The sequence below is a fragment of the Streptomyces sp. NPDC054932 genome, from assembly GCF_053610205.1.
Window position 1 is genome coordinate 18,544 of the sequence record NZ_JBSGXU010000112.1, and the last position, 8,835, is coordinate 27,378.

General features: G+C 72.2%; 6 protein-coding genes and 1 pseudogene. 3 read left to right on the top strand and 4 right to left on the bottom strand.

All coding sequences use genetic code 11. The features are described from left to right. Positions 1-100 precede the first annotated feature (100 nt). Together ACWGE1_RS26275 and ACWGE1_RS26280 are read right to left on the bottom strand one after the other, a co-directional pair. On the bottom strand, positions 101-916 hold the full coding sequence (locus ACWGE1_RS26275) for a DUF1684 domain-containing protein (RefSeq protein ID WP_453422941.1): 816 nt from the start codon (positions 914-916) through the stop codon (positions 101-103). 76 nt (positions 917-992) lie between these two features. Beyond that, entirely contained in the window at positions 993-2,321 is a 1,329-nt protein-coding gene (locus ACWGE1_RS26280) for a DUF5685 family protein (RefSeq protein ID WP_453422942.1), read from the bottom strand. A 285-nt stretch (positions 2,322-2,606) separates the two neighbouring features. On the opposite strand from ACWGE1_RS26280, the gene ACWGE1_RS26285 reads away from it, so the two are divergent. Further along, entirely contained in the window at positions 2,607-3,056 is a 450-nt protein-coding gene (locus tag ACWGE1_RS26285) for a cell division protein SepF (protein ID WP_030389190.1), read from the top strand. Between the two features lie 9 nt (positions 3,057-3,065). Here the strand turns inward: ACWGE1_RS26285 and ACWGE1_RS26290 are convergent, their stop codons facing one another. Together ACWGE1_RS26290 and ACWGE1_RS26295 are read right to left on the bottom strand one after the other, a co-directional pair. Beyond that, positions 3,066-4,235, bottom strand: coding sequence for an acyl-CoA dehydrogenase family protein (locus tag ACWGE1_RS26290; protein WP_453422943.1), 1,170 nt, complete (start codon positions 4,233-4,235; stop codon positions 3,066-3,068). 29 nt (positions 4,236-4,264) lie between these two features. Next, positions 4,265-6,060 (bottom strand): annotated as a pseudogene (locus tag ACWGE1_RS26295) (MFS transporter). 348 nt (positions 6,061-6,408) lie between these two features. Between ACWGE1_RS26295 and ACWGE1_RS26300 the strand changes: the two are divergent. Then, a complete protein-coding gene (locus ACWGE1_RS26300; protein WP_453422944.1) occupies positions 6,409-7,524 on the top strand; it encodes a hypothetical protein in 1,116 nt (371 codons plus the stop codon). Positions 7,525-7,764: 240 nt separating this feature from the next. Then, positions 7,765-8,835 (top strand): phosphatase PAP2 family protein (locus ACWGE1_RS26305; protein ID WP_453422945.1); only part of this gene is annotated, 1,071 nt, incomplete at its 3' end.

The window sequence follows — 8,835 nt, forward strand, 5'->3', positions numbered from 1 at the left end:
GATGTGGGGGTGCCTGAGCCCGTGAGGCGCAGCCGGGGGCACGGCGGGCGCATGAACTTTGGCCGTGCCCCTGACAAGCGCTGTCGGGAGTGTCCTGTCGTCAGATACCGGTCGCAAGAGCGGCTTTCAGCCTCCGCTCGCCCGCCGCGACCTCGAAGGGCAGCGTGTTCCCGGGCGGCGGAAAAGGACAGATGAAATGGTCCGCGAAGGCGCAGGGAGGCAGCAGGGAGCGGTTGAAATCCACCGCGATCGCGCCTCGCGCGTCGGGTATGCCGGGCTTCAGGAAGCGGAAGCGGTAGCTGGAGTCCCCGCCCGTGGTATCGCCGAAGACGGCCCAGAGGCTGCCGTCGTCCGGGTCGACGGCGACCTGGAGGGCGTGCTCGGCGCCCTCGAAGGGGAAGAGCAGCTCCCCGCCGAGACCCAGTCCGCGCGCCCGCGCGTCGGCGTTCTCCACCTGGACGCTCCGGTCCCCGGTGTACGGACGGAACCGCCCCGGCACTGCGAAGGCGGGGTCGTACGGGGTGGCCTCGAGCCCGCCGAAGGCCCGGCGGGCCTCTGCCGCGGGGTCGAAGACGCGTACCCCCCACTCCCCCTCGCGCCGGATCACGACGATCCGGAGCTCTCCGGCGGAGAGCCGGGAGTGTGCGGGCGGGGTCTCGTCGGCGCCCAGCACGACGTCACCCGTGAAGGGCTCGCCGTCGAGGGCGCAGGGCTCCCCGGCGGCGACGGTCAGCGCCACACCGGTCTCCGTGGTGCGCCAGCGCCCCGGAACGGCCGGAATTCGACCTTCCGGGTAGTCGGCGAGCCAGAAGGTTCCGGTCAGCGCGAGGGGGCCGTAGGGCGCGGACACGGCCGCGGCCCTGCGTTCGTGCCATTCCCGCCACGCGGCGTGCGGATCGTCTGCGTCGTCGCTCATCCCGCTGACCCTTCCACGCGGGTCCGGACGGGAATCCCCGCGTACGCCGTCCGGACCTGTGAAATCTGAAAGGGCCTCAGCAGTCGCAGCCGCAGCAGTCACAGCTGCAGCAGCCGTCGCCACCGCCGCCACCGCCGCCACCGCCCTCACCGCTCCCGCCGCCGGAACCATTGGTGCCGTTGCAGCAGTCGCAGCACTCGCAGGCGTCGCACCACGGGTCCCGCTTCTTCCGGGACCAGGGGCCCTCGTGCTCGGTGCAGCACATCTGGCAGGTGCAGAACAGTCCGATGGCGACCGCACAGCCGGCCAGCAGTCCGCGGCGGGGTCGCTGCGGGGGCGGCGCGCCACCGAATCCGCCCGGGCCCGAGGGCGGCATCCCGGGGCCGCCCGCTCCACCACCGTACGGAGCCCCGCCGTACGGGTTCTGGCCGTACGGGTTCCCGCCCTGGCCGCCGTACGGCTGGCCCCCGTACGGCTGGCCCCCGTACGGCTGGCCCCCGTAGGGGTTGCCGCCCTGTCCGGCGGAGGCCGATGCCGTGTGGCCGCAGCTGCCGGTCCCGAAGGCCCGGTCCACCGAGGTGCGCAGCTCGTGCACGAGCAGCCGGTGGGCGAGTCCCGCGTCCGCGAATTCGACCTCGCCCAGCGCCAGCCGGATGCCGTGCAGGGCGTCGTCGCAGAGCCTGCGGGCCTCGGTGAGCGAGGTCCCGGTGGCGGTGAGCGGGTTCCAGGCGCCCGCGGCGGCGTCGGCGTCCCGGTCCTCCACCGCGTCGAGCAGGTGCGCGAGCCGGCCGAAGTACCGACCGGCCTCGGCCAGCGCGGGGGCGTTGCCTGGCCGTCCGGCCAGCTGCGCGGTATGGGCGAAGGCGGCGGCGGTCGCGGTCTCCGTCGGCTCGGTCACCACGAGCACGGGGGTGCCGGGTCCGGCCAGCGTCTCGATGCCCGTCTGCCGGTCCACGGCGTCGACGAGCACAGCGGTGTCAAAGCCGAGCGAGGCCCCGGTGCGGGCGCCGGCCCGATCCCAGCCGCGGGCCACCCTGCGGGCGGCGGCGGCGACGGGGGCACGGGCCAACAGCCCGTCGCGGTCGGCCACGTGGTCGCGCACCTTCGCGGAGGCGAGTACGAGCGAGACGGCCGCCGCGAGTCGCGCGCCCTCGCCCTGGGCCACGGAGGCGGTGCGCATCCCGCGCAGCGGGCAGGGACCGGCGGTGCGCCGCGCGCCGGGTGCGGGACCGGACTGAGCCTCCGTCAGGACGGAGACCAGCAGCCCGTCATAGTTCGTCACGATCCGGGCGAACTGTCCGTGATCTCCCCGAAGTGCCAGGCACAGCCCGCACAGATGGGCCATCCACTCCGCCTTGAACCGCTCCCCCAACCGGTGCGTGCAAGGTCTCACGATGCCGAACAAGCTACTTCCCCCGTGTGTCGTACGCGTGCTTGGCGGGCATCGTATCGACCCGCTCGTTTCACCCGTACGTCCGCGTCGCTCACCCGTACGGCGGCTGCAGTCGTATTTTCACTCAGTCAGCAGTGGTAGCCACCAGGATCCTTGACCGTGCAACGGATGTTCTGCACCAGTACCGTCACGAAACCCCTGCGCGGCGACTATCCACTTGGCGCGTTGTCAGCATCATGGACGAGCATAGGGGCAGCGGAGAGAAGACAGACTGACCGCGGTGAAAGGAGGCAGTCCATGGGTTCGGTGCGCAAGGCGAGTGCCTGGCTGGGTCTCGTGGAGGACAGCGACGACGAGCGCTACTACGACGACGACTACGCGGAGGCGGCCCAGGGTTCGGTGGCCGGCCCCGGTGACCAGTGGGTCACCGACCCCCGCGTCCGAGTGGCCTCCGAGTCCGCCGTGGAGCACGGCCGCCGGATCGCGACGGTCACCCCGGACGGTTTCCGTGACGCGCGGGGGATCGGCGAGCTGTTCCGCGACGGGGTGCCGGTGATCGTCAACCTGTCGTCGATGGACCCCGGTGACGCGAAGCGCGTCGTGGACTTCGCGGCCGGACTGACCTTCGGGCTGCGCGGTTCGATCGAGCGGGTGGCGACCAGGGTCTTCCTCCTGACCCCGGCCGACACCCAGATCGTCAGCGGTGAAGCGGGCGGCCGCTCACGCGACTTCTTCAACCAGAGCTGAGCAGGGCTCTCACCGGAAGGCGTCCAGACCGGTGAGCGCCTTGCCCAGTACCAGCTGGTGCATCTCGACGGTGCCCTCGTAGGTGAGGACCGATTCGAGGTTGGTGGCGTGCCGCATGACGGGATATTCGAGGGAGATCCCGTTGGCACCGAGGATGGTCCGCGCGGTGCGGCAGATCTCGATCGCCTCGCGGACGTTGTTGAGCTTGCCGAAGCTGATCTGCTCCGGCCGCAGGGTGCCCGCGTCCATGCGCCGGCCCAGGTGGTGGGCGAGCAGGATTCCCTTGTGCAGTTCCAGGGCCATGTCCGCCAGCTTGGCCTGGGTGAGCTGGAAACCGCCGATCGGCCTGCCGAACTGCTCCCGCGTCCTCGCGTAGTCGAGCGCGGACTCGAAACTGGCCCGCGCCGCGCCCATGGATCCCCAGATGATCCCGTACCGCGCGTGGCTGAGGCAGCCCAGCGGCCCCTTGAGCCCGGTGACGAGCGGCAGCACCGCGTCCGCCGGCAGCCGTACGTCGTCCATCACCAGCTCGCTCGTGACGCTGGCCCGCAGCGACCACTTGTGCTTGATCTCCGGCGCGGAGAATCCGGGGGTGCCGGTGGGCACCGCGAACCCGCGGATCCCCTCGTCGGTCTGCGCCCACACCACGGCGACCGCCGCGACGGAACCGTTGGTGATCCACATCTTGCGGCCGTTCAGCACCCAGTCGCCGCCGTCGCGCTTGGCGTACGTGCGCATGGCGGCCGGGTCGGAGCCGACGTCGGGCTCGGTCAGTCCGAAGCAGCCGATCAGCTCGCCCGCGGCCATGCCGGGCAGCCAGCGCTGCTTCTGCTCCTCGGAGCCGTACTTCCAGATCGCGTACATGGCGAGGGAGCCCTGCACCGACACCAGGGACCGGATCCCGGAGTCGGCGGCCTCCAGCTCCAGACAGGCGAGCCCGTACTGCACGGCGCTGGCACCGGCACACCCGTAGCCCTGGAGGGACATCCCGAGCGCCCCGATGGCACCGAGCTCCCGCGCCAGCTCCCGGATCGCGGGGAGCTCACCGCTCTCGTACCACTGCGCGATGTTCGGCAGCACCCGGTCGGCGGCCCAGGCCCGGACGGTGTCCCGGACGGCGAGGTCCTCGGGTCCGAGGAGCTCGTCGAGCCCGAGCGGATCGGTGGGAACGAAGGACACGGTGGCCTCCCGGCGGCCTGAGCAGGAACCTAGCGGCGCAAGTTTTTGCGCTCGGCCGACGCTATTAGCCCCCGCCGGTCAAATCCAGCCCCACTTCCGCCCCGCCGGCGATTGAGGCGCGGGGTCCGGGGCGGTGCCCCGGGAGCGGCGCCGCACCCGCGGACCGGCGTCAGCCCGCCCGCTCCACCGTGGCCGGCCGCGCCGCAGCCTCGCCCTTCGCCTGCGCGGGCAGCCGCACCTGCTGCTCGGCCTCCTCGCCGGAAGCCGCCCCGCAGTCCATCGCCCGCGGCAGCTTCAGTGCCATCAGCGCGCCCGCCAGCAACAGCCCCGCGCTCACCAGCAGGGTCACGTGCAGCCCGTGCACGAAGGACTGCCGCGCCGCGGCGTACAGCGAGGCCCCCGCCGGCCCGCCGAGGTGCGCGGCGATCTGGTAGGCCTCTCCCAGGGAGTTCGCCGCACCCGCCGAATCCGCCGCCGAAACCCCCGGCACACCCACGAGCCCCGGCCGGTACGCCGCGTTCATCACGCTGCCCAGCAGTGCGATGCCCATGCCCGCGCCCAGCTGGTACGAGGTCTCCCCGATCGACGCCGCGCCGCCCGCGGTGGCCGCCGGGGCCTCGCTGAGCATCGACTCGTACGCGGCGAACAGCGTGGTCTGCAGCCCGAAACCGAGCAGGATGAAGCCGACGGTCAGCAGCAGCGGCCGGTCCTGCTGGCCCATGAGCGTCAGCAGCAGCACGGCGAAGGCCGTCAGGACGAAGCCCAGGGACACCATCCTGCGCGGCCCGACCCGGCTCAGGGTGTACGAGCCGGTGGCGCCCGCGGCCATCGCGGCGAAGGTCAGCGGCAGCAGCCGCAGGCCGGTCTCCAGCGGGCTGAGCTGCAGCACCAGCTGCAGGTACTGGACGGCGATCAGTTCCAGGCCGACCAGCGCCAGCATGGCGAGGATGATGCAGCCGACCGAGGTGGAGAAGGCCGCGCGGGCGAACATCCGCATGTCGATCAGCGGGTGCTCGCGCCGCTTCTGGCGCCGTACGAACAGCACGAGCAGCACCGCGCCGAGCCCGAGCGGGATCAGCGCCTCGGCGTCGAACAGCCGGCGTTCGGCGCCGAGGTGCTTGACCCCGAGCACCGCGCCGAGCACACCGGCGGCGGCCATCAGCGCGCCGAGCACGTCCCACGGCCCGTCGGAGGCGCCCCGCGACTCCGGCAGCAGCCAGCGTCCGAGCGGCAGGATCAGTGCCATCAGCGGGATGTTGATGAGGAAGACCGAGCCCCACCAGAAGTGCTGGACGAGGAAGCCGCCGAGGACCGGACCGCTGGCGGCGCCGATGGCGGCGACGGCGGTCCAGATGCCGATGGCGAGCGCCCGCTCGCGCCGGTCGGGGAAGACCTGGCGCAGGATCGACAGGGTGGCGGGCATGATCATCGCGCCGCCGATGCCGAGCAGGGCGCGCGCGGCGATGAGGACCTGGGCGTTGTCGGCGAGGGCCGCTATCGCGGAGGCCACGCCGAAGAGTCCGTAGCCGAGGAGGAGAATGCGCCGGCGGCCGACCCGGTCACCGAGGGTGCCGAAGAGGATGAGCAGCGAGGCGCAGACCAGCGGGTAGGCGTCGACGATCCAGAGGAGCTCGATCGAGCCGGGGCGCAGGTCCTCGGTGACGGAGGGGACGGCGACGTGCAGGATCGTCGCGTCGAGCGCGACGAGGACCAGGCTGACGCAGAGAACCGCCAGGACGACCCAGCGGTTGGCACCGCCGGAGGCCGCGCTGAGCCGCTGCCAGGGGGAAGGGGTCCGGGCCCCGGCCGCGTTCGTCCCCGACATGCATGTACCTCCCAGGTGATCCCTCGCGCTCGGTGGACCAGCGTCTTGTGGAGCCACGGGGGGTGGTGCGCTGTGCGGCGTCCAACGGGGTCCGGCATCGACACGCGAGTGAACGATCAGCGTACGCGAGTTCGCCTGCCCCACACGTGGTCAAGCTCTCATCCCGGCGGCGGCCCCGGTGTGGGGTATGCCACTCCCCCACCCCTCATTCTTCCCCTGTGTACACGCGCCCTCACGGCCCGTGGTTCTTCGCCCCGGGCCTGCCCCGCCTCCGCCCCTGTCCGGCTCCGCTGCCGCTCCGGTCCGGCTCCGGCCCTGAGGGGTGTGTCGCCGGTGCCACCGATAATCATGCCCGTGAAAGATCTTGCATTTCGCCGGGCCGCGCCCGCACTGGCCGTCTTCGCGGCGGTCCGGCTGCTCGGGCTGACCGTGCTCGCGGCGTGGGGTGCGGCGGTCGGCAGCAGCCCGCGCACCCTGCTGTCGGCCCGCTGGGACTCGCTCTGGTACGCCCGCATCGCCGCGGAGGGGTACGGGTACGAGGTGGTCCTCCCGAACGGGGACGTTCACTCGAATCTGGCGTTCTTCCCGCTGCTGCCGTGGCTGGAACGGGTGGTGTCGGCGGCGACCGGGTTCTCGTACGGCTCCGCGGGTCTGGTGGTGTCGGTGGTCGCGGGGCTCGCCGCGGCCTGGGGGATCTTCGCGGTGGCCGATCTGCTCCACGGCCGCCGGGCCGGGGTGTTCGCGGTCGCCGTCTGGGCGGCGCTGCCGGTCGGGATCGTGCAGTCGATGGCGTACAGCGAATCGCTGTTCACCGCCCTGGCCGCCTGGGCGCTGTACGGGGCCCTGCGCGGCCGGTGGCTGACGGCGGGTCTGCTCGCGGCCGGGGCCGGGCTGACCCGCCCGGTCGGCGCGGCGGTGGTCGCGGCGGTGTGGGTGGCCGCCGCGTCGGCCTGGCGGCGCGGGGAGCGGTCCTGGCGGACGGTCGCGGGCGCGGCGCTGGCTCCGGCGGGCGCGGCGGCGTACGTGCTGTGGGTCGGCGCACGCACCGGCGGCGGGCTGCTCGGCTACCTGGACGTGCAGGGCGGCTGGGGCAACGGCTTCGACGGGGGCTGGGCGTTCGCGGGGTTCATCGGGGCGAAGCTGGCCTCGTCCGCCTTCCTCGCGGGGGTGGGGCTGATCGCGGGTGTGGTGCTGGTGCTGTGGCTGTACGGGAAGTGCGTGCGGCAGCGACAGCCGCTGCCGCTGCTCGTGTACTGCGGGATCGTGGTGGCGCTGGCGCTGTGCGCGTCCGGGTACTTCGGCTCCAAGCCCCGGCTGCTGCTGCCGGCCTTCCCGCTGCTGCTGCCGCCGGCGGTGGCGCTGGCGCGGTGGCGGACCCGCCGGGCGGCCCTGGTGGTGGGCGCGTTGGCGCTGGCCTCGGCGGTCTACGGGGCGTTCTGGCTGAACGGCTCGGGACCTCCGTAGGGCCCCACGTCACGGAACGGGTCATTCCGATACATCTTTCAGCAAAAGAAATGCCTTGCCGGGCAATAAAGTCCGGATAAGTGACTCACGCAATTACCGAAGCAGTGGATCAAGAAACGTTCAACCGCTGTCGAAATACCGGCAATTAAGTCCCGCGTGAGACCAACTCCACATCACATGGTCATCACAAAGCCCTCGATTCGCCTGGGCCGAGCATCGGCGGACGGTAACGTCGATTGAGTGCGTACCGATCAAATCCTGACCCGTCTGGAGCGGGTGTTCGCCCGGCTGGACCGGGAACCAGAGCGACCGGCTCATCTGCAAACCCCGCAGATGAGCCGGCACCGCGTCGTGCTCCTGGGATCGACCCTCGCCTTCTATCTCGCAATCGTGGTGGCCGTACTGACCACTTCCTGGCTGGTCCGCCTGGACTGGCAGGTCATGTTCTTCCGGCCCTACGAGCAGTGGCCCCAGCTGCACGCCTTCCTCGACTACCTCGTCGTGCTCGGCCAGCGCGGACCCACCGCGGTCATGGTCGCCGCCTGGCTCGGCTGGCGCTCCTGGCGGCAGCACACCCTCCGCCCGCTGATCACCCTCGGCGTGGCGCTGCTGCTGCTCAACATCACCGTCGGGGCCGTCAAGCTCGGCCTCGGCCGGCTCGGCCCGCACTACGCCACGGAGATCGGATCCGCCGAACTCTTCGCCGGTGGCGATATATTCCCTTCCGGCCACACCGCCAACGCCGTTGTGACCTGGGGGATCCTGGCCTACCTGGCCTCCACCGGAGTCACCCGGCGGGTGCTGTCCATCGTGTCCGCCGTCGTCTCGCTGAGCGTCGGCGCCACCACCGTGTACCTCGGCACCCACTGGGTCAGTGACGTCCTGCTCGGCTGGTCCGCGGGTCTGCTGATCCTGCTGGCCCTCCCCTGGTTCGAGCCGCTCATCGCCCGGGCCGAGGCCCACGTCTTCGACGTGCGCGAGACGCTGCGCCGCCGCGCCGAGACCGGGCGGATGCCCGCGCCCGTCGTCTCCGCGCTCACCCCGCTGCTCTCGGCGGGCGGCAAGTGGCAGCTGCGGACCGCCGCCGACACCACCGGGGAGCCGCTCCCCCGGCCCGTCACGGCCACCGTGGCCGTCGCTGCCGCCCCGGCGACCGCGGCCGCCGCCACCGTCGTCACCGTGCACTCCCCGACGCCCCGGCCCGCCGTGCACCCGAACGGCAGGCCGCACGTGATCCGGTCCGCTCGGACACAGGTCACCACGTTCGCCATGCGGCGCCTGGCGAAGTACGACCGGGACTCCGCCCGGGGG

Bases quoted from the DNA above. Each gene is read 5' to 3' on its own strand.
- ACWGE1_RS26275 (WP_453422941.1), bottom strand. From the start codon at position 916: ATGAGCGACGACGCAGACGATCCGCACGCCGCGTGGCGGGAATGGCAC.
- ACWGE1_RS26285 (WP_030389190.1), top strand. From the start codon at position 2,607: ATGGGTTCGGTGCGCAAGGCGAGTGCCTGGCTGGGTCTCGTGGAGGAC.
- ACWGE1_RS26300 (WP_453422944.1), top strand. From the start codon at position 6,409: ATGCCCGTGAAAGATCTTGCATTTCGCCGGGCCGCGCCCGCACTGGCC.